Source organism: Pseudomonas sp. NPDC087814, assembly GCF_044742865.1.
Taxonomy (GTDB): Bacteria; Pseudomonadota; Gammaproteobacteria; order Pseudomonadales; family Pseudomonadaceae; genus Aquipseudomonas.
Map to the genome: position 1 here is coordinate 15,585 of NZ_JBIUVK010000060.1, position 19,966 is coordinate 35,550.

Sequence of the window (19,966 nt, forward strand, 5' to 3'; positions counted from 1 at the left end):
GCTTTTTTTTAAAAAGCTACCATTTAATCCAGACGTACCAGAGCCCCGAACCTACAAATCCAACCATTCCAAAACGATACGGCCACAGCACCCAGCGCTTGAGAGACAGAGGAACAGACGCCAGCTCTGCCGCCGTCACGTCTCCTCTTCGGATGTGCAGCTTGGGCAGTGAAAGAAAGTCGACAATCAGACTCAAACGCTTGTATCTGTCGATCAGTTTGTTTCTGCCCCAAAACCGTTTGTTGTCACGGACCAAAACGTTATCAATGAAGTAGCTTTCCAGTTCATCCAGTTTTCTGTACTCGACGAATAGCTTCAAACCCAAAAAAATAAATGGCCATCCCCCCAATAAAATCACGCTAAATCCGTGCAACGAAATAGTCATGCACCCTCTCCCTCATAGAATAAGTCGCCGGCCATTTCTCCTAATGCTCCTCCCACGGTTCCACCGGTATACCCTCCCGCAGCACCGCCAATAATCCCGCAAGCGAATTCACCTTTCCCTTTAGTAGCGATACCCAAAACTAATTTACACAAACCACGCCCCACCTTTGCGCCCAATACCCCGCCACCGGCGGCTCCACCCACCCCGCCCACCAACTTCCCACCCTCCACATACTTCGCCCGCCTACACATCGCCTCCCGCCCCTCCATACAGGCTTCCTTGATCTCCAACCCCGCCACACCCACATCCAACGCCAACCCCACATACGTCCCCTTGCCCAAAAACCTCGACGTCTCGGCAATGCTGCGAATCCGCTGCGTGTAGCCCACGATTTCACTCTTGTGCAGATAACTCTTGGTGGAAATACCCAGTACTTTTTTCAGTGACTTATTGGTTTTCAGGCTCGTGCCAAATCGCGCCGCACCTTGAAGTTGAGTATCCAAGCGCCGGAACAACATCTGCCGCTTCTGGATAAACGCTTTCTTATTCAAGGCTCCATCCTTGAGTTGTTGATGCAAACGCTCAATTTCTTCCAGAGTGCGCTGAACCTCGTCCAGGTGTCGCCCCCAGGCCGCCGTCGAACTGCCGACTCCCACCGAGCTATAAGCCAATAAACTCTGGAATAGATCATAGTTATTGATCACCGCCGCCCCAGCCGAGGCATCCAACTCCAGATTGCGCTGAATCTCCTGGGCATGGCGCATCAACCATGCATCATCAGTAGTGCAAGCCACAGCGTAGGCATCGGGAACGATCACCATCTGCCCCGGCGTCACCAGGCTTGCCTGACGCAAATGCAGGTTCAACGCGTCGAATTGATCGGAGAGTTGCCCACTGGCCCCGGTCAGTAACCGGGATTTCAAACTGAGGTAGTCCGTGGTGCGGTCATTGATGTATCCCTGCGCCATCACTTACATCCCTGATGTAATGGATATGGCGCAGGAATATAGGCAGGCGAACACGGCCCGGACACAAGGTTGGAACAGCTGAAATTACATTTGGGAAATCACCTACCTGGCAGGTAATCAAGGCCTACAAAAAATCGTCGGACTCAATACCCCGTCATCTCCAGATACCCCACCCCACCCTGAAATATCACCGGCCCTTCCCAGTAAGGAATGCTCAGGTTCATCCAGGCTTTTGGGTTGACCGCTTCCGTGGTGATATCCAGATGTTTGCCCGGGATCTTCAATGACCACTGGGTGGGAATGCTGCGCCCATCGATCGCAGTCGTGCCCAGCGGCGTCAGTTGAATATCCTGGTTGTGCAGGGTCTGTGTGTGGCCTTCTTTGTCGATCCAGGTACCCGTCAGGTACGACGGCCCGTCTTTCTGCCGCACCCGAAACAGCATCAACTGCTCGCCACTGTCCAGGTGCAGGGAGAACCAGTCCCAGCCAGTCTGGCTGGCGGTCAGGGGCTGGCTGCTCCATTCGCGATCGAGCCAGGCGTTGCCGCTGACTTGATAAGATTTTCCATCGATGGTCACGCGGCCATCTGCCTGGAAAAACGGCTGGCTGTAGTAGTACGACGCCTGGCCCTGGTCGGACTTGCGGCTGTAGCCGTTGTCGCCCTGGAGCACCAATGGGCGGCTGGAGGTCAGGTGCAGGTCGTAGTTGAAATGCTCGCCTGCAGCCTTGAGTTGCATGTCCGCCAGGGGGCTGGCTGCACCGGGGCGGGTGGCGAAATTCCAGTCATCGATCCAGGCATTGAACGGCACCGCCTGGGCCCCCGCCTGCCCCACGCCGCCGCGGGCGTAGCGTTCGCTGGCGTAATGGCGGGTGGCCGAGGTGACGGCGGCGTGGCCGAGCCAGATCGTCGAGTCGTGCCAGCCCGGTTGTGTCGGGCCGGCCTTGAGTGCGTTGCGAAACAGCGTCCATTGCACGCCGTAGGCATTGCCCTCGGCATCCTTCAGGTTGGCGGTGAGGTACCACCATTCGATGCGATAGCCGTCATGGGGGCCATGGTCCTGGGGAAAGCTGAAGACCTTGCCGGGTACCACCTGGGCAAAGTCCGCGGCCTGGCTGCCCAGCCCGGCGAAGCTTTCTTCAGGTGCAGGAGGTTTGTCGCAGGCGCCCAGCAGCAGGAACGTCGCCCATAGCAGGTACTTAATCTTCATTGGCAAAGGTCCTCAGCAAATCCGCCGGGCGACTGCGGTACAGCTGCCACAACGGCCAGGCCGAAGCCAGCAAGGTGGCCAGCATCGCCAGACCCAGCAGTTGCGCCAGTTGCCCCGGGAACACCTGCAACGGCAGGCGCCAGCCGAAGGCCTGGACGTTGATCACCACGTCCAGGCACCACGCCAGCAGCAAGCCCAGCGGCAACGCCAGCACCAGGGTCAGCACCGCCAGCAACCAGGTCTGGCCGAGGTTGAGCAGCATCAATTGGCGGCGCGTCACGCCCAGCGCCCACAACGGCGCCAACTGGCCGAGGCGGCTTTGGCTCTGGGTCAGCAGGCTGATAAACAACGCCACGCCGGCGACGCCCAGGGTCAGGCTGTTGAGGGCGGCGGTGGCGGCAAAAGTTCTTTCGAAGACCTGGCTCGACCAGCCCTTGAGCTGCTGCTGGTCGACGATGCGGCTGTCTTCGAGGGCAAACCGTTCCTGTACTGCACGCACCAGCGGCGGCACGTTGCCCGGCAAAACCCGCAGGTTGAAACGCGCCGGCGACAATCCCGGCCAGTGCTGCAACAGGTGCCGCGAATTCACCAGCAAGTGGCCCTTGGGGTTGCCGTAGTCGGCATAAATCCCCACGACCTTCGGCGACCATGGACCTTGGGGCGTGGGGATGCTGACCACATCGCCCAGCCGCACCTTGAGCCGGCGTGCCATTTGCTCACTGAGCATCAGGCTGTCGTCCTGCAGCAACTGGTTCCATGGGCTCGCCGCCGCTTCCAGCAGCGGCCAATGCTGGCGATAAGTAGGGTCGTCGACCACGCCGAACAGGTCAGCCGGCCACCCCTGCAACTGCACCGCAACCTGCCAGGTCGGCAGCACTGTCTGCACCAGGGGCTGCTGTACCAGCCAGGTTTGCAGCGCCTCGGCCTGGGCCGGATTTTGCGGGTTGAGGTACAACTCGGCGGTCAGGCGTTGTTCCAGCCAGTTGCTGAAGGTCTGGCGAAAGCCCGAGGTCATCGAGCCCGCGCCGATATTGGCGGCCAACGCCAGCAGCAAGGCCATCAGCGCCAGGCTCAGGGCCGGCAACTGCTGGCGGCAATCGGCGAGAAACCATTGCCCCAGCACCGAACGGCTGCGCCCCAATACCGCCTTGAGCACGCCATTGAGCACCACCGGCAAGCCCAGCGCAGCGCCCAGCAACAAGGCCGCCATCAATACAAAACCACTGGCCAGGCTGTCGCCAAATACCAGTGCCAACAGCGCAACCAGTAAGGCCGAACCCGCCACCCAGCCCTGGCGTCGCAGCCAGCGCCCATGGGCCTGGTGCCAGGCCTGGGCATTGGCCAGCGCCAACAACGGCAAACGCGCCGCCCGCCACAGGCTGCTGGCCCCGGCGAGCAACGCGCCGAGCAAACCCAGGCCCAGGCCACTGAGCCACCACAGCGGGCTGAGGCTCAGTTGGCCGGGTACCTCGGCGCCATACAGACCGCGCAAGCTGGCGGCTACATCCGGCAGCAACAGGCTGGCCAGCAAGTACCCGCTGGCCACGCCCGCCAGGCCACCCAGCACGGCCAGGCCACCGAGTTCCACCGCCAGGCTGAGGATCAGCATCCGCGCACTGACCCCGCACGCACGCAAGGTTCGCAGCAGGCCGCGCCGCTGCTCCAGCGCCAGGCCGATGGCGGCATGCACGATAAACAGGCCCACCACAAAGGACAGAAAGCCCAGCGCATCGAGGTTCAGATGGAAGCTTTCAGTGAGGCGCGCGAGGTTGTTTTCCTCGGCCTGCTTGAGCTGCAGTTGCGCGCCCAGTTCCGGCGGCAGGACGGGATGCGCGGCGGCAAAGGCCTTGTCCAGCAGCAACCGCGACAGGCGTTGGGGCATGTCCAGCAACGGTTGGGCGAAGCCGATATCGGTCAGCAATACGCCAGGGGCCATGTCCGCTTGAACATGCAGCGGCGGCAGCGCCAGCCCGGCAGCTGTCAGCGGCTGGTCGCCCTCTTTCAGGCCCAGAGACTGCAAGGTCTGCGGCGCGATCCAGGTACGTCCCGGCGGGTTGAAGAACGCGACCATCTGCGCCCGGTCCAGGGTCTGCCCGGCCAGCGCGCCACCGCCGGGCAACGACACCGGGTCGATGCCCATCACTTGCAGGCGCTGGTCTTCATGGCCCTTGAGCTGCACGCGGCCCTGCACCACCGGCGACACCGGCCACCCGGCGCGGCGCAGGTCGGCAAACAGCGCCTGGGGGAAGCTCGCACCGTCCGGCGCACTGAGGCTGGCCTGGGGTTCGCCGCCGATCAGCTGGCTGGCCCGCGCGTAGCTGTCCCGCGCCTGGCTGTTGAGGGCTTGCACGCCGGTCAACAGTGCGGTGGCCAGCCACAGGCCAGTGAGCACACTGAAGAATTGCACAGGGTGGCGCCGCCAATGGCTGAGCAGCGCGCGCAGTGTCCAGTGGAAGACGCGCATGTCAGCGGGCGTCCGCAGCGAGTACCTGGCCGCGATGCAACACCACCTGCTGGTCAAGGCGCGCCGCGATGCGCGGGCTGTGGGTGACCATCAGCAAGCTGGTGGGGCTGTCCCGCAGCAGGTCCAGCAGCAGTTGCAGCACTTCGTCACTGGTGCCTTCGTCGAGGTTACCGGTGGGTTCGTCCGCCAGCAGCAAGCCGGGGCGCGACGCCAGGGCTCGTCCTACCGCTACCCGTTGCTGCTGGCCGCCGGACAGTTGTTCGGGGTAACGCCTGAGCAAGTCACCCAGGCCGAGTCGCTCCACAAGCTGCGCTTGCCACGCCGGATCGAGGCGCCCGGCCAGGCGCGCCTGGAAGGCCAGGTTGTCTTCGACCCGCAGGCTGCCGATCAGGTTGAACTGCTGGAACACCAGGCCGATCTCGGTGCGACGCCAGTGGGCCAGTTGCGCCTCACTCATCTGGTCCAGGCGCTGGTCGCCGACCTGGATGCTGCCACGGTCGACCTGGTCGAGCCCGGCCACCAAATGCAGCAGCGTGCTTTTGCCACTGCCCGACTCACCCATCAACGCCAGGCTGCTGCGCGCTCCCAGGTACAGGTCGACACCCGCCAGCACGGTCAACGGCCCCTGCGGCGTGCCATAACTCTTGAATACCCCTTGTACCTGCAGCATCACCCCTCCCCACAAGCTTCTGGACTTAAGCCGGAGAATAACGGTTGTCACATTTTTATGTCACAACCTTGGGCAAAAGGAGCGCCCCATGACCCCTGCAAATTTTTCACATCGATTTCACCCGGCCGCCACCTGCTGCACTTTAAATTGCCGTCCATGGGCAGATAACAGGCTGGTTATTTCAAACGCCCGTTAGTGCAAGTGAACAATTTTTTATATCGGTATGTTCAGCAAAAAGACAGCGCCCCTGTGACACGCTTTTGCATATTCCTGCATCAGCGCTACTCACTTGGCGCCTGCCTAACTTGCCGCTGCCAGTTACCGGATTAACGCCTGGAAGTTACCAATGGTGAATAGTGTGGTTGACCTGACCCTGAGCAAGTCTCGCTCGCGCTGGGCATTTGTAAAACAGCTGAACAAACTGTGGCTGGGCGTGGCAGGTATCGTGATGATCAGCCTGGCAGTAACGGCGTTCATCTGGTGGCCAAGATCGCCGCTGGACCTGGGCGTGGGCCACCGCCTGCTCACCTCCGGAACCCTGGAAGCCTGGCGTAACGGAGACCTGGTGGTGCTGGTCCGCCATGAGGAACGCTGTGACCGCTCCAACAACCCTTGCCTGGGCCCGGCAGACGGCCTGACCACGCTCGGCTCGTTGTCTGCCAGTGCCGTGGGCAAGGCCTTCCAGACCCTGGGCATGGAAAACACCGACGTACTGAGCAGCCCCACCACCCGTACCGCGCAGACCTCGCTTTTCATGTTCGGCAAGGCCGAACTGTCACCCGGCCCCCTGGCCATCTGCGGCCCTGCCATCGGCGAGGAACTGCGCCCGCATAAACACGCGGACCGTAACCTGCTGGTGGTCACCCACAGCGCCTGCATCAGCGACTTCGAGGAGGCATTGGGCTACTCACACGCTGCCCATGCTGAATATGGCAGTGCATTGTTTGTAAAGCTGCTGCCCGATGGCAAGTTCAAGGCGCTGGGTATTTTGAACAGTAAGGACTGGGCCGCCGTGCTTAAACAACTTTAGAACACTTCTTAACATTTAATCATTCAAGTTCGTTCAGCAAAAAGACAGCCAGACCGTGGCATCGTCTATGGTTTTAATTGAATTTTTGTCAAAAATTTATTAGCTCACTAACTTTTCACAAGTTAACAACATGACGATGACCTTCGATGACTTATTGGACGCCACACGTTTAACGAGCTTGACTGGGGCACAGGGATATTCAGTTTCGCCCCCCCCACTAACAGACTGTTTAAGGAATAACGTTCTGTGCCGCATTTCTACCCGACCACGACCACCTTCCACCCCTCGCGCATGGCTGATCCAGCGCTCGCGCTGATTCACCGTCAATACCGCTTGAGAGTGCAATAGCCATGACCCGCCTTAAACCATTGCCCGTATTACTACTGGCATTCGTGATGTTCTATCTACTGCCACTGGGCCTGCATGGCCTATGGATCCCTGACGAAACCCGCTACGCCCAGATCAGCCAGGAAATGCTCATCAGCGGCAACTGGGTGGCACCGCACTTCATGGGCGTGCGCTATTTCGAAAAACCCGCAGCCGGCTACTGGCTCATTGCACTGGGCCAGGCGTTGTTCGGTGAAAACCTGTTCGGCGTGCGCATCGCTTCCGCCCTGACCACCGGCCTGAGCGTCGTGCTCGCCTACCTGATCGCCCGCCGGCTGTGGAACGACCCGCGCAAGAGCTTCGCCTGCGCGCTGCTCTACATGAGTTTCGGCCTGGTGGCCGGGCAAGCCGGTTATTCCAACCTGGATCCGCAATTCACCTTTTGGGTCAACCTGAGCCTGGCGGCGCTGTGGTTTGCCCTCGACAGCTCCACCCCCCGTGCGCGCCTCGCCAGCTGGACGTTGTTGGGTGTGGCCTGCGGCATGGGTTTCATGACCAAGGGTTTCCTGGCGTGGTTGCTGCCGGTGTTGATCGCCCTGCCTTACATGCTCTGGCAACGTCGCCTGGGGGAACTGCTGCGCTACGGGCCGCTGGCGATTCTGGTGGCGGCCGTGGTGTGCCTGCCCTGGGCGCTGACGATCCACCTGCAGGAACCGGACTACTGGCGTTTCTTCTTCTGGCACGAGCACATCCGCCGGTTCGCCTCCGACAATGCCCAGCATGCACGTCCCTGGTGGTTCTACCTGCCGCTGATGGTGGTGTCGTGCCTGCCATGGGCGGCGCTGCTGCCGGCGACACTGTGCAAGGCCTGGAAGGAAAAGCGCCAACCGGCCATCGTCTTCCTGGCGCTGTGGTTGCTGCTGCCCCTGGGCTTTTTCAGCCTGAGCAACGGCAAGCTGCCGACCTACATCATGCCGTGCCTGCTGCCGCTGGCGCTGCTGATGGGCCATGCGTTGATCGACCTGCTGGCCAACGCCCGCACCCGCACGCTGCGCGTCAATGGCCTGCTCAACCTGGGCATCGGCCTCGCGGCGATGGTGACGCTGATCTACCTGCAAATCGACCGGCCGTTGTACGGCAACAGCCACAGCGAGATGTTCAACCTGTCCCTGACGTTCATCGTGCTGATGGGCTGGATGCTCGCCAACCTGCTTCAGGCCTTCCGCCCACTGGCGCTGTGGGCGATGCCGGCGTTGGGCATTGGCCTGCTGGTGGCGCTGTTGCCCGCCGGCATGCCGGCGGTGGTCGAAGATAACCAGATGCCTGACCAGTTCGTGCTCCAGCACCTGGACGAGCTCCAAAAGACCCAAGCGCTGCTGAGCAACGAACTGGAATCGGCGTCGGCCCTGGCATGGCGCCTGCGCCGGCCCGAAGTGACGCTCTACAACACTGAAGGCGAACTACGCTACGGCCTGCAATACGCCGACTCGATGCACCGCAAGGTGGATCTGGACAGCGTTCAAGCCTGGCTCAAGCAGGCGCGCCAGCAAGGTTCGGTGGGCGTGCTGATGCGGGTCAGGAGCACCAGCGAAATGCGCGAAGCCGGCCAGCTGCCGTTGGGGGGCAAGCGTTATTACAAGGGTGACCTGGAGATCATCATCTACCCGCAATTGCCGTAACACAGGCGCCCTAATGTGGGGTGACCCCATTCAACACTCGTCCCACATCGGAACCGCCGCATGAACTTCTGGAAAACCGAACGCGGCGCCCTGCTGCTGCTCCTGGGCGTGTCGGCCCTGATCCTGCTGCTGGGCCTGGGCGCCCGCGACCTGTGGGGCCCGGAAACCCGCTGGGCGAACATCACCCTGCAGATGCTGCAAAGCGGCGACTACTTCGACCCGTACCTCAAGGGCACCCCGTATTACGACAAACCCCTGCCGTCGTACTGGCTGATCACCGGCCTGGCCAACCTGATGGGCGGCCTGGGGCCGTGGTCGTTGCGCCTGTCATCGGTCATCTCGGCGTGGCTGAGCATCTGGCTGGTGTACCTGATCGGCGAGCAACTGTTCCGCAAAGGCACCGGCCTGATTGCCGGCTGGATGCTCGCGACCACCTTCTACTTCCTCTTCTGGGCCCGGGTGGCCACGGCGGACGTGCTGACCGTATGCGGCGTGCTCGCCGCCGTCTGGTGGTATTGGCGCGGGCCGGACGATACGCGGCTGGGGCGCTACACGGTGTTATTCCTGTTACTGGCGGCGACGTCGCTGTTCAAGGGCTTGATCGGCTTTGTACTGCCGGGCCTGGTGCTGCTGCCGCACTTGCTCAGCGAACAGCGCTACAAACGCCATCTCAACCTGCGGTTGGTGCTGGCCGTGATCATCGCCGGGGCGTTCTACGCGATCCCGTTTGTGCTGTCCCACCTATACGGCGCACCGACCTACGGTGCAAGCGGCCTGGAACTGGTGTTCCGGGAAAACGTGGTGCGCTTCTTCGACCCGTTCGACCATATGGGGCCGATCTACACCTACCTGATCTACCTGCCGGCCTACACCTTGCCCTGGGCGCCGTGCTGGGTGCTGGGCCTGTGGCTCGCCGTGCGGCATTGGCGCGACACCCCGCCCAACACCCGTTGGCTGGTGTGGGGGCTGGGCCTGCTGTTTGTGTTCTTCACCGCCAGTGGCAGCCGGCGCAGTTACTACGTGCTGCCGCTGGTGCCGTTCGCGCAGTTGCTGGCGGCGTGGTGGGTCAGTGAGCGTATCGCCCGCAAAAGCACGGTCGGCCGGGGTTGGTACCGTGGGTTCGGCATCGCTGCCGGGGTGATGCTGCTGGTACTCGGGGTGGTGTATCCGTGGACCAATGGCAATGGCGGCGTGACCCGTTTCGCCGAGGACGTTCAAGCGCAAGCAGTGAAAAGCGCGCCATGGAACGCGTGGCAGATGGTGATGGTGGAAGTCGACAACAAGGTACCGATGTACCTGCAAAATCACGGGACGCCGTTCTACTACGTTGCCGAAACCCAGGACTTCCCGCGCCAGGGCGACAGTGCGGCGTTCATGGCCTGGCTGGAAAAAACCAGCGGCCGCCCCTTTGATCCCAAGCGCACAATTATTGTCGCGCAGTCCACCAAGGATGACCCGACGCCGCTGGCCTACCTGGGCAACGATCATCAGGTCATCACTACCCAGCCGGACAATGGTGAACGGTTGTTCCACAAGCGTGACGGTGGCAGCGTGGCATTTGTGCCCAACGCCGCGCCGTAGCACTGGCGGCATGGGGCGGGCATTGCTAGTGTGGCGCGCTTAAGCCACCGTCCGAGCCCGGCCCGCCATGCCCTACTCTTCCCTTTCCCTTGCCGCCCTGAGCCTGATAGTGCTCGCCACGCCGGTAGCGGCAGACACGCCGATGCCGGCCAACATGGTTTACCTGCGCAGCCTCGACCCGAGCATCGCCCAGGACATTCGCTACGCCAGCCCCCACAACTTCACCGGAGCGCCGCTGGACGGCTACAAAGCAGCCGAATGCGTGCTGTCTGCCGACGCGGCAAAGGCACTGGTACGGGTCCAGGCCGAGTTGGCCAGGCAGGGTTACGGCTTGAAGGTCTTCGACTGCTATCGTCCCAGCCGTGCCGTGGCGAACATGGGCCGCTTCGCCAGCCTGCCGGGGGATCCGGCCAAGGCCGAGTTCTATCCCCGGGTGAACAAGCAGGATTTCTGGCGCCTGGGCTATGTGGCCAAGGTTTCCAACCACTCCCGGGGGGCGGCAGTGGACGTGACCCTGACCGGCCCCGATGCACTGCCCGCCCAGGCCTGGAGCGCCGACACCGCGGCGGTGGATTGCGCCGCCGGTTACGGTCGACGCCTGCCCGATGGCGGCCTGGACATGGGCACCGGTTTTGATTGCTTCGACGAAATGGCCCACACCAACAGCTCCCACATCAGCCAGGCGGCACGCCAGAATCGCCAACGGTTGAGCGCTGCGATGGCCAAGGAAGGCTTTACCGGTTATGCCGGCGAATGGTGGCACTTCACCTATAGCCGAAACCCGGTGCGGGCCGAGCCGATGGACTTCCCTATCGAACCGCTGCGGTAACATCACAACACAGCTTCAGCTTGATAAAGCCCGGGGCAAAAACTAGCGTTTGAGGTTTCCCTCTTTTCAAGGACTGAACGACGTTGAACACGCTCATCAAAACCTGCGCGGCGCTGCTGACGCTGCTTTCAAACGTGGCACTCGCGCAAATCCCCGAGACCAGCCGGCAACTGATCGTGGTCACCACCCCGGGCTGGAACGCCCTCCAGGGCACCGCACAACGCTATGAGCGGCACGGGCAAGGCTTTCAGAAAGTCGGCGAACCCTTTGCCATCGTGGTCGGTAAAAACGGCATGGCGTGGGGCACCGGCCTTACGACGCCCACCCCCGACCAGCAGCCCCTCAAGCATGAAGGCGATGGCAAGGCCCCGGCCGGCATCTTCAAACTCGGCGGTGCCTTCGGCTACGCTCCCACCGCTGACACCCGCTTGCCTTACGCGGCCAGTACCGCCACCCGCGAATGCGTGGATGACAGCCAGTCCAGCCATTACAACACCCTGGTGGACAGCTCGGCGGTGAACAAGGACTGGACCAGTTCCGAGCGGATGCTGCGCAAGGACCAGCTGTACCGCCAGGGGATTTTTGTCGAGCACAACACACCGGCTTTGGCCAACGGCGGCTCGTGTATTTTCCTGCATATCTGGCGCAGCGTCAGTTCGGGAACATTGGGCTGCACGGCGATGGACCCGGTGAATATCCAGGCGTTGTTTGCCTGGCTGGACCCGCGAGAAAACCCGCTGCTGGTGCAACTGCCCGCCGCGCAGTACGACCTCTACCGTGAGCGCTGGAAACTGCCGTCCCGCTGAGCTGACAGCAGGCGCTGAAATGCGGCCAATACCTCATCGGGTTTTTCCAGCATGAGTTGGTGGCCGCATTCGGGCAACAACTGATACTCGGCATTGGGCAAATGCCGGGCGAGTGCTTCGCCGCCGCTGGCCGGGGTCAGGCCGTCGGTGTCGCCGGCCAGCACACTCACGGGCAGGGTCAGGGTGAGCAGTGCATTGGCGTCTGGCCATTGGACGTTTTTCATCAGGGCCTTGAACATGTACAGCGGGTTGCGCTCGGTGAGTTTTTCTTCGTAGGCGACCAGTGCGGGGTCGGCTTTGGCGTTCCATGCGGCCTGGCGGAAACCTTTGGCCAGCAGGGGGCGCAGCCATTCCAGGAGCCATGCGGGTAGACGCATCAGGCCGCCGCTCCGGCTGATGCTGTGGAGTCGGGTGCCCAGCAGCAATACGGCTTCGATGGGGATCGCGGGTTTGGCCAGCAAGGCGCTCAGGGTCAGGCCAGTGCCGAAGGAGTGGGCGACGATGAGGTTGCGGGAGCCGCCGTAGCGCCTGAGGATTTCCAGGTAGTCGGCGACCAGTTCGGGCCAGGCGTAGGCCTCTGGGTTGCGGGGTTTTGCGCTGGCGCCGTGACCGAGCAGGTCCCAGGCGACCAGACTGTAGCCTTGGGTTTTCAGGGATTGCCATTGGTGGCGCCACTGGTCCTTGTTGCCGCCGGCGCCGTGGCAGAAGAACACTACCGTGTCGGGTTGGGTGGTGCCCGCGTGATGGGTGATGCTCAGGTGACGGTTGGGGCGGATTTCCAGTGGTTGGCCCTGGATCACTGGCAGTTCGGTGAAAGAGGTCGGCATGGAGGTTTCTCAATAAGTGAAAGGGTTGAGTGTGGTGAAGCAACAGCAAAATCAAAGGTGGACACGATCCAAATGTGGGAGCGGGCTTGCTCGCGAAGGTCGTTAACGATAACGCGAACATCCTGATTCAACGCGGCGCTCTCAGGTTCTTCGCGAGCAAGCCCGCTCCCACATAAAGCGGCTCTGCTTTTGCTCTAACACTCAGGTCGCCTTTGCCGCTTTTGCAATGTGACTGCTGTAAGAGCGAAACCATAGGTGGCCGTTAGCTGAATAACGGATATGCCCCCAACCCCAACAACCCAAGTCAGATGGCCTCAGCCATCAACAACTCCCGCGTATACGGATGCCGCGCATCAGCAAACAGCGCCGCCGTCTCCCCCTGCTCCACCACCCTCCCCTGACGCATCACCGCAATCCGGTCACACAACCGCGCAGCCACCCGCAAGTCATGAGTAATAAACACAATGCTCAACCTGAACCGCCGCTGCAGCGACTCCAGCAACTCCAGAATCTGCACCTGGATCAGCGCATCAAGCGCCGACACACACTCATCAGCGATCAACACCTTAGGCTCCACCGCCAACGCCCGGGCGATCCCTATGCGCTGCCGTTGCCCCCCGGAAAATTCATGAGGAAACCGCTCAAACGCCGCTGCCGGCAACCCCACCAACCCCAGCAACTCACGGGCCCGTCGCTCGGCATCCGCCTTGGAAACCCCCTGCACCAAAGGCCCAGTCATAACAATCTGCCCCACCGTCTGCCGCGGATTGAGCGAGGCAAACGGATCCTGGAAAATCATCTGCACATCACTGCGCAACGCTCGCAGCCGCCCTTCAGACAACCCCGCGACCTCCCGCCCCAACCACTCAATCCGCCCGCTGTCAGCACGCAGCAAACGCACCAGGCACCGACCCAGGGTCGACTTGCCCGACCCCGACTCCCCCACAATCCCCAACGTCTCGCCTTCACGTAATTGCAGCTGAACCGCATCCAACGCCTGAGTCGTACGCCGCCCCCACCAACCGCTGCGGCTGCTGAACACCTTGCCCAGCGCTTCGGCCTTCAGCACCACAGGGCCAGCCACCTGCGTACGTGGCACCAGCGGTTGCGCCGACACCGCCGCCAACAACTGCCGGGTGTAATCTTCCCGGGGCACACGCAACACCGCCGGGGCCGTGCCCTGCTCCACCACCCGGCCCTTTTCCAGCACCAGCACCCGGTCGGCAATCGCCTCGACCACGGCAAAGTCGTGGGTGATAAACAACAGTGCCATGCCCTTGTCCTGCTGGATCTTGCGCAGCAGGTCGAGAATCTGCGCCTGGGTGGTCACGTCCAGCGCCGAGGTCGGCTCATCGGCAATCAACAGCGCCGGATCAAACGCCAGGGCCATGGCGATCACCACCCGCTGACGCTGCCCGCCAGACAGTTCAAACGGATACGCCAGTCGCAAGCGCTCAGGGTCGGGCAAGCCGACATAACCGAGCAAATCCACCACCCGCTGACGCCGCACCCGTGCCGCCGCCACGCCATGGGCGCGCAGGGTTTCATCGATCTGTTCGCCCACCCGCAACAGTGGGTTGAGGGCGCTCATGGGCTCCTGGAATACCATGCTGATATCCCGCCCGCGCAGTTGGCGCATGGCCTCTTCGCTGCGGTCGGCCAGGTCTTCGTCGCGAAACACCAGGCGCCCGCTTTCCACCTTCAGCGGGGCCGGCAACTGGCGCAGCAAAGCCTTGGCCAGCATTGACTTGCCGGAACCGGATTCACCCACCACACACAAGCATTCGCCACGGTTCAGTTGCAGCGACAGGTCATACAGCGCATGGCTGCGGTCCGCACCGGCCGGCAAGGCGATACGCAAATGTTCAACACTCAACAACGTCATAGCGACCTCCCGGGCTCAAAGGCCACACGCAAACCTTCACCGACTCGATTGACCGCCAGCACGCACAGCACAATCGCCAACCCCGGCAGAAAGCTCATCCACCAGGCGTCCCGCAGCAAGCCACGGGAGGCATTGATCATGTAGCCCCAGCTCATGGCTTCCGGGTCGCTCAAGCCGAGAAACGCCAAGGCCGCTTCGGTGAGGATCGCCGTGGCCATGACAAAGGTCATGGTCACCAGCAGCGGCGCCAGGGCGTTGGGCAGGATCTGCTGGGCGATGATCCCCAGCGGCGACTGCCCCAGCACCCGCGCGGCCTGCACGAATTCGCGCTGGCGCAGGGTCAGGAACTCACTGCGCACCAACCGCGCCACCGCCGGCCACGCTACGAGTGCGATGGCCAGCACGATGGAGAACAGGGACGGCTCAAGGATCGCCACCAGGATCACCGCCAGTACCAGTTGCGGAATGATCTGGAAGAACTCGGCAATGCGCATCAGCACACCATCGAGCCAGCCACCGAAATAGCCGGCGACCGCGCCGACCAGCAGGCCCACCACCAGGGTCGCCAGGCTGGCCAGCGCCCCCACGGCCAGGGACACCCGCGCGCCGTACAGCAGGCCACTGGCGAGGTCGCGACCGAGCAGGTCACTGCCCAGCCAATGGGCCGGGTCGTGGAATGGCGCGAGCATCGGCGGGCTGTTCATCTCCCATGGCGAGCTGCTGGTCAGCCAGGGGGCGGCGATCGCCAACAGCGTCAGCAGCAGCAAAAACAGCGCACCGATCAACGCCGCAGGCTGGCGCACAAAACGTCGAAAAACCAGCATCAACCTTGCACTCCTGCACCGATACGCGGGTCGAGAAAACGACAGATCACATCGGTCAACACGTTAAAGCCCACCACCAGAATCGAGATCACCAGGAAACCGCCCATCAACACGCCGTAGTCACGCTGGGCCAGCGAGTCGTACATCAAGCGACCAATCCCCGGCCAGGAATACACCACCTCCACCAGCAACGCGCCGCTGGCCAACTGGCCCAGTTGCAAACCGGCAAAGGTCACCACCGGCAACAGCGCATTGCGCAACACATGCACGTACAAAATCCGCCGCGGGTGCAGGCCCTTGGCGTGGGCGGTGCGCACGTATTCCTGGCCAAGGGCGTCGAGCACGGCGGCACGGGTCAGGTGGATATACAAGGCGAGGAACAGCACGCTCAACGACACGCACGGCAGCAGCAGGTGCTTGAGCCGGTCGAGCAGGGAAAAGTCCTGTGCCACCGTTTCCATGCCAAACGCCGGCAACCAATCGAGGCTGACGGAGAACAACAGGATCAGCAGCATCGCCAGCCAGAATGGCGGCATCGCATACAGCAGCAATGCGCCGTGGGAGATCACGCCATCCAGCCAGTGACGCTTCTGTCGGGCCCGGGCGGCCAACGTCCCCAGGGTGACGCCAAGCACCGACGAGAGCAAAAATGCCGAGCCCATCAGGGCCAGTGTTGCCGGCAAGCGCTCGGCAATCAGCGACCACACCGAGGTCTGGTTGCGGTAGGAATAACCCAGGTCCAGATGGGCGATATTGCCCAGGTAGATCAGCAACTGCGTGAGCAACGGCTTGTCCAGGCCCATGGTCTGGCGCAGGTGTTCGATGAACTGCACATCGTCCACCCCCGCCTCGCCGGCCAACAGCAGCGCCGGGTCACCCGGCGCCAGGCGGATCAGTAAAAAGCCCAGCACCAGCACCGCCACAATCATTAACAGTGCCTTGAGCAGGCGACCGCTGAAATACAGCAACCCGTTCATGGTGCAGGCGCGTCGAGGTAGACGCTTTCGTAGTCTTCGTTAAGGCTGGTGGCGGTTTGCAGCAGGTTCTTCACCTCTTTGTGGAACAGTGTCGGGTAGCGCATTTCGAAGATCGGCGCGATCGGCAGGTCGGTGTTCAGCACGTGTTCCAACTGGCTATAGAGCCTGGTGCGTTCCGGGCCTTCCGGGGTGTTGGCGACCTGGGTCCACAGGGCATCGGCCTCGGGGCTGTTGTAGCCGCTGACGTTGGCAAATGGCGAAGTCTTGAGGATGTAGTCGGAGCGGTACAGGTAGGCGTTGGTCAGGTACGGGTCGCCGATCTGGAAGATGAAGTTGTAGGTCAGGTCGAAGTCCCAGTCGCTGACGCGCTGGAACCAGGTGGCGGCGTCGGACGTCACCACTTGTACCTTGAAGCCCAGCGGCTGCAGGGCTTGCTTGGTGTATTCGGCCAGGCGCTCCCAGGCACCGCCCTTCTCGCCGTTGAGCAGGCGAATCCGCACGGCGCCCACGTCCACGCCGGACTCGGCAATCAGCGCCTTGGCTTTTTTCACGTCATAGGTGTACTGCGGCAATTGCGGGTCGTGGTACGGCGAGGTGGACACGAACTGGCCGGGGGCAACCTTGCCCGAACCGAAGAAGATGTTGTCGACGATGAACTGGCGGTTCAGCGCATACAGGATCGCCTGGCGCACCTTGGGGTTGTTCAGCGGCGGCTTGCGCGTATTGATCTGCAGGAAGGCCAGGCCGGAATACAGCTCCCAGCCTTTTTCCGACGACTGCACGTCCGGCAAGGCGGTCAGGCGCTTGAGGTCGGAATAGTCGGCATCACCGCTGCGCAGCACCTGCACGTCGTTGCGCTCGAACGCCGCAGCGCGGGACGAGCCGTCCGGGATCACGTGGAAGATGATCGCATCCAGGTGTGGCAGGCCCTTTTTCCAGTAGTCGGGGTTCTTTGCCAGCTTGATATAGGCGCCGCGTTTCCACTCCACAAACACAAACGGGCCGGTGCCGACAGGCTTGAGGTTATAGGGGTTGTTACGAAAGTCAGTGTTCTCGTAGAGGTGCTTGGGCACCACAGGCCGCAGCCCGCTGCCCAGGGCCGAGAGCAACGGCGCGAAGGGTTTCTTGAGCTGGAACACCACCTGCAGCGGGCCCTTCGCGGTGATGCTGTCGACGTACTCGGTGAAGACCCCGCCCAGACGCTTGTCCACTTCGGGGTAGAAGGTCTGGAAGCTGAACACCACGTCATCGGCGGTGAACGCGTGGCCATCATGCCAGCGCACGTTGTCCTGCAAATCGAAGGTGTAGGTCAGGCCATCGGGAGAAACGGTCCAGGCCTTGGCCAATACCGGTTTGGGTTTCAGGTCGGTGTCGAAGGTCAGCAGGCCCTGGAGGATCTTGCCGCTGACGTACTGGGTGGACACGTGGCTGACCACGCCGTGCATCAGCGACGGCGGTTCGGGTTGGGCCACCAGGTTCAGCACTCCGCCGTCATGGGGTTGCGCCTGAGCGGTGCCGGCCAGCAGCACGGCGCCAAGTCCCAGGTATGAAAGGACACGGCGAAAAGATAAAGGGCGCATGGAGACTCCTTGGCTAAGGTTTTGTCAGGGATTTAGCAAGGGCTGTGCCATGGGGCGACGGGCCGCGTTTGCGGGCGTCGTAGACCTTGGCAGTGATGAAAAAACCACAGCGGCCGGGACGAGTGTGGAAAAAGCAACAGCCCGCCCTCTTGAGGAATGGTTGTGCGTAGCAGCTGCCGGGCCTTGGCGAGGCTGCGTCTGCGGTGTGTCAGGTATGCCGCCAACGCAGCCTCGACAAGGCTCGGCAGCTGCTACGGTAAGGTTTGAAGTTTGAGGGCCCCATCACTGGCACAAGGTTTGCCCTTCTAACCGCTATCTGAACCCATGAGTTTGAAGCGCATGTCACTGGATTACCTGGGCAACCCCATCGACACCCTCAACCCCGCCACCCGTCAGGGCCTGGATGATTTCGTCGGCGGTTTTCTCGGCTATCAGCCCCGTGCCGAGGGCATCCTCGCGGTCGCCGATGCCGACCCCGACTCAGCATTGGCCAACGGATTTGCCGGCCTGCTGCTGATGTTTATCGAGTCGCCCGAGGGCCCTGTGCTGGCCGAGAAGTACCGTCAGCGGGCGGCGGCGGTGAATTCCCGGCATCCACGGGCGCTCGTGTATCTGCAAGTGCTGCAAGCCTGGATCAACGACGAGCTGGATGAAGTGCTGCGCCTCAGCGAGCATCTGCTGGATCTTTATCCGCGGGACCTGCTTGCGGCCAAGCTCAACCAGTACCTGGAATTCAACCGGGGCAACTGGCCGGCGCTGCTGCGGATCGGTTTGAAAGCCACCGCCGGCGCGCCGGATATCGCCCACGGTCATGGGCTACTGGCGTTTGCGTATGAGCAGTGTCATTTGCTGGAGGAAGCCGAGGCCAGTGCGCTTGAAGCGTTGCGGTTGCAGGCGTCCGAGCCATGGGCCCATCACGCATTGGCCCATGTGATGCTGACCCAGGGGCGTATCGAGGAAGGCATCGGGTTTCTGGAGGGCGTGAAGCAGCACTGGGACGGGCTTAACTCGTTCATGTACACCCATAACTGGTGGCATCTCGCGTTGTTTTATCTGGGGCGCGGGGAGGATCAGCGGGTGCTGGAGATTTATGACCGGCATGTGTGGGGGATCTTGCCGGAGTACTCCCAGGATCAGGTGGGCGCGGTGTCATTGCTGGCGCGGCTGGAGCTGGCCGGGATTGATGTGGGTGAGCGGTGGCAGGCATTGGCGCCCTACCTACAGCGTCGGGTTGGGGATGCGGTGCAGCCGTTTTTGAGTGTGCAGTATTTGTACGGGTTGGCCCGTGCGGGCAAGCCTGAGGCGGATCAGTTGTTGGCGGCTTTGCGCAGGCACAGTGTGGAAGCGCGGCCGGTTTGGCGGGAAGTGACGTTGCCGTTGGCTGAGGGGTTGTTGGCGCATGCCCGGGGGGATGCCCGGCGGGCGTTGGAACAGCTGGGGATAGCGTTGCCGCGGCTGAATGAGATTGGCGGGAGTCATGCGCAGCGGGATTTGTTTGCGCAGGTGGAGCTGGACGCACGGTTGCGGGTTGGGGATTGGCTTGGGGCGCAGCAGACGCTGGAATTGCGCCGGCGGTATGACGGGCTGGATGTGCCGACGAACCGAGCTTTGGTGGTGGTGTATGAGGCTTTGGGGTTGCCTGGGGAGGCGCTGCGGGCGCGGGCGCGGATTGGGGGGATATCCGTTATTTAGGTGATGGCTTGTATTGGTTCCGCTTTTGCCCCACCACTCGGCACCTCGCTTCGGCCAGCGTGGTTTAACCGGGGCGCCTAAGATCAAGATCAAAAGCAGATCAACAGCACAGCGGCCTCCCGGCCGGCTTGAGTGTTGTAAATCAAAAGCTAAAGCGGGCACGGTCCAAATGTGGGAGCGGGCTTGCTCGCGAAGGTCGTTAACGATGACGCGGGCATTCTGGATGAACGCGGC

16 protein-coding genes are annotated in these 19,966 nt (G+C 62.2%); 6 read left to right on the forward strand and 10 right to left on the reverse strand.

The annotated features are described in order from the left end of the window. Positions 1-16 precede the first annotated feature (16 nt). From ACIOMR_RS27645 to ACIOMR_RS27665, 5 genes are all read right to left on the reverse strand, one after another. A complete protein-coding gene (locus ACIOMR_RS27645) occupies positions 17-385 on the reverse strand; it encodes a hypothetical protein (RefSeq protein WP_177022653.1) in 369 nt (122 codons plus the stop codon). Next, positions 382-1,353: a hypothetical protein gene (locus ACIOMR_RS27650; protein WP_401197504.1), complete on the reverse strand. Its 972-nt coding sequence runs from the start codon at positions 1,351-1,353 to the stop codon at positions 382-384. Before ACIOMR_RS27650 ends, ACIOMR_RS27645 begins: the two co-directional genes overlap by 4 nt. A gap of 143 nt (positions 1,354-1,496) precedes the next feature. Then, a complete protein-coding gene (locus tag ACIOMR_RS27655) occupies positions 1,497-2,561 on the reverse strand; it encodes a lipocalin-like domain-containing protein (protein ID WP_008431377.1) in 1,065 nt (354 codons plus the stop codon). Then, entirely contained in the window at positions 2,551-5,025 is a 2,475-nt protein-coding gene (locus ACIOMR_RS27660) for an FtsX-like permease family protein (RefSeq protein ID WP_401197508.1), read from the reverse strand. The genes ACIOMR_RS27655 and ACIOMR_RS27660 overlap by 11 nt, the downstream gene beginning before the upstream one ends. A 1-nt stretch (position 5,026) precedes the next feature. Next, on the reverse strand, positions 5,027-5,695 hold the full coding sequence (locus ACIOMR_RS27665; RefSeq protein WP_008431380.1) for an ABC transporter ATP-binding protein: 669 nt from the start codon (positions 5,693-5,695) through the stop codon (positions 5,027-5,029). A 346-nt stretch (positions 5,696-6,041) separates the two neighbouring features. Between ACIOMR_RS27665 and ACIOMR_RS27670 the strand changes: the two genes are divergently transcribed. The 5 genes from ACIOMR_RS27670 (at position 6,042) to ACIOMR_RS27690 (ending at position 11,947) form a co-directional block, all read left to right on the forward strand. Then, positions 6,042-6,725 (forward strand): histidine phosphatase family protein, encoded by a 684-nt coding sequence (locus tag ACIOMR_RS27670; RefSeq protein WP_003210274.1) that lies wholly within the window; start codon positions 6,042-6,044, stop codon positions 6,723-6,725. Positions 6,726-7,075: 350 nt separating this feature from the next. Next, positions 7,076-8,731, forward strand: coding sequence for a lipid IV(A) 4-amino-4-deoxy-L-arabinosyltransferase (gene arnT / locus ACIOMR_RS27675; protein WP_008431381.1), 1,656 nt, complete (start codon positions 7,076-7,078; stop codon positions 8,729-8,731). A gap of 60 nt (positions 8,732-8,791) precedes the next feature. Beyond that, the gene (locus ACIOMR_RS27680) at positions 8,792-10,312 is read left to right on the forward strand and encodes an ArnT family glycosyltransferase (RefSeq protein ID WP_401197513.1); all 1,521 of its coding nucleotides are present in this window, start codon (positions 8,792-8,794) and stop codon (positions 10,310-10,312) included. Between the two features lie 67 nt (positions 10,313-10,379). Then, positions 10,380-11,141: a M15 family metallopeptidase gene (locus ACIOMR_RS27685; RefSeq protein WP_401197516.1), complete on the forward strand. Its 762-nt coding sequence runs from the start codon at positions 10,380-10,382 to the stop codon at positions 11,139-11,141. 83 nt (positions 11,142-11,224) lie between these two features. Next, positions 11,225-11,947 (forward strand): L,D-transpeptidase, encoded by a 723-nt coding sequence (locus ACIOMR_RS27690; protein WP_003210282.1) that lies wholly within the window; start codon positions 11,225-11,227, stop codon positions 11,945-11,947. Here the strand turns inward: ACIOMR_RS27690 and ACIOMR_RS27695 are convergent. The 5 genes from ACIOMR_RS27695 to ACIOMR_RS27715 all read right to left on the reverse strand — a co-directional run bounded on the left by ACIOMR_RS27695 (position 11,914) and on the right by ACIOMR_RS27715 (position 18,040). Continuing rightward, on the reverse strand, positions 11,914-12,774 hold the full coding sequence (locus ACIOMR_RS27695) for an alpha/beta fold hydrolase (RefSeq protein ID WP_177040377.1): 861 nt from the start codon (positions 12,772-12,774) through the stop codon (positions 11,914-11,916). The genes ACIOMR_RS27690 and ACIOMR_RS27695 overlap by 34 nt on opposite strands. A 304-nt stretch (positions 12,775-13,078) precedes the next feature. Further along, positions 13,079-14,659, reverse strand: a complete 1,581-nt coding sequence (locus tag ACIOMR_RS27700) for a dipeptide ABC transporter ATP-binding protein (protein ID WP_401197521.1) — start codon at positions 14,657-14,659, stop codon at positions 13,079-13,081. Next, on the reverse strand, positions 14,656-15,483 hold the full coding sequence (locus tag ACIOMR_RS27705) for an ABC transporter permease (RefSeq protein WP_134326222.1): 828 nt from the start codon (positions 15,481-15,483) through the stop codon (positions 14,656-14,658). Before ACIOMR_RS27705 ends, ACIOMR_RS27700 begins: the two co-directional genes overlap by 4 nt. Next, entirely contained in the window at positions 15,483-16,460 is a 978-nt protein-coding gene (locus ACIOMR_RS27710) for an ABC transporter permease (protein ID WP_087693384.1), read from the reverse strand. Before ACIOMR_RS27710 ends, ACIOMR_RS27705 begins: the two co-directional genes overlap by 1 nt. Continuing rightward, complete coding sequence (locus tag ACIOMR_RS27715; protein WP_401197526.1) at positions 16,457-18,040, reverse strand: ABC transporter substrate-binding protein; 1,584 nt, start codon at positions 18,038-18,040, stop codon at positions 16,457-16,459. The genes ACIOMR_RS27710 and ACIOMR_RS27715 overlap by 4 nt, the downstream gene beginning before the upstream one ends. 339 nt (positions 18,041-18,379) lie before the next feature. On the opposite strand from ACIOMR_RS27715, the gene ACIOMR_RS27720 reads away from it, so the two are divergent. After that, positions 18,380-19,732 carry a tetratricopeptide repeat protein gene (locus ACIOMR_RS27720; protein WP_401197529.1) on the forward strand — a complete coding sequence of 451 codons (1,353 nt, stop codon included), beginning with the start codon at positions 18,380-18,382 and terminating at the stop codon, positions 19,730-19,732. Positions 19,733-19,966 lie beyond the last annotated feature (234 nt).